This is a genomic window from Enterobacter cloacae complex sp. 2024EL-00214, assembly GCF_043945575.1.
GTDB classification, from domain to species: domain Bacteria; phylum Pseudomonadota; class Gammaproteobacteria; order Enterobacterales; family Enterobacteriaceae; genus Enterobacter; species Enterobacter cloacae_P.
Genome location: NZ_JBIMRC010000053.1, coordinates 1 through 1,336, shown reverse-complemented (window position 1 = coordinate 1,336; position 1,336 = coordinate 1). Strand labels below are relative to the sequence as shown.

Here is a 1,336-nt window from a genome sequence, read left to right as displayed (position 1 = left end):
TGATGTAGCCCCCTGAAACACCAGACAGTAGCTGTATCTCCAGATAAGAGATAGGCTTGAATATATGTCTAACACTAACGCCAATTTTGAGATGACCGGGATCCTGTTAGGACAAGAAGTCCGTAAACGTAAAACTCCTCAGGAGAAGATCGCCATTATCCAGCAGACGATGGAGCCGGGCATGAATGTCTCCCATGTCGCCCGCCTGCATGGCATCCAGCCCAGCCTGCTGTTTAAGTGGAAGAAGCAATATCAGGAAGGCAGCCTCACCGCCGTTGCGGCCGGAGAAGAAGTTGTTCCAGCTTCTGAGCTTACTGCTGCTCTGAAGCAGGTCCGGGAGCTTCAGCGCCTGCTGGGCAAGAAGACGATGGAAGTTGAGATCCTGAAAGAAGCCGTGGAGTACGCTCAGTCGCGAAAATGGATAGCGCACGCGCCCTTGTTGCCAAAGGACGGGGAATAGCCCTGGTCAGCCGCACCATGGGCGTGTCGCGTGCGCAGCTGTCACTGCGAATTAACCGTTCTGCCGACTGGCAGGACAGGCGCTGTAACCGGCGTGATGACGAAGCAGACGCTGAAATACTGTCAGAGATCCTCGATATCATCAGCGATATGCCCAGTTACGGCTATCGCCGTGTGTGGGGCATCCTGCGTACGCAACGTCGTACAGAGGGACTGCCCCCCGTGAACGCCAAACGGCTTTACCGGCTTATGAGCGAGCATAATCTGCTGTTACTGCATGACAAACCAGAGCGGTCGAAGCGTGAACATAAGGGCAAAATCGCGGTGGCAGAAAGCGATATGCGCTGGTGTTCAGATGGCTTCGAGTTCGGCTGCGACAACGGTGAGAAGCTGCGGGTCACGTTCGCGCTGGACTGCTGCGACAGAGAAGCCATAGACTGGGCAGCGAGCACAGGAGGCTACGACAGTTCGACGGTGCAGGATGTGATGCTGAGGTCGGTGGAAAAGCGCTTCGGCGACGGGCTGCCGACCACACCGGTTCAATGGCTGACGGATAACGGTTCAGCATATACCGCGCATGAAACGCGGAGGTTCGCCAGAGAGCTGAATCTGGAGCCGTGTACAACAGCGGTGAGCAGCCCGCAGAGCAATGGCATGGCCGAACGGTTCGTGAAGACGATGAAGGAAGACTATATCGCGTTCATGGCAAAACCAGATGTGAGAACAGCCCTGCGAAACCTTGCAGCAGCGTTCACACATTACAATGAAAACCACCCGCACAGCGCGCTGGGATATCACTCCCCGAGGGAATATCGGCGGCAGCGGACATCGTTAACTTAAGATACAAAAGCTGTCCGGAGATGGCGGGTCAAGATCA

1 protein-coding gene is annotated in these 1,336 nt (G+C 55.5%); it reads left to right on the top strand.

Features of this window, described 5'->3' with window-relative positions; all coding sequences use genetic code 11:
* Nucleotides 1–91 precede the first annotated feature (91 nt).
* A protein-coding gene (locus tag ACHHZ6_RS24675) for an IS3 family transposase (RefSeq protein WP_088569505.1) occupies nt 92–1,299 on the top strand; the annotation gives its coding sequence in 2 pieces (ribosomal slippage) (nt 92–413 and nt 413–1,299; 1,209 coding nt in all).
* Nucleotides 1,300–1,336: the final 37 nt, after the last annotated feature.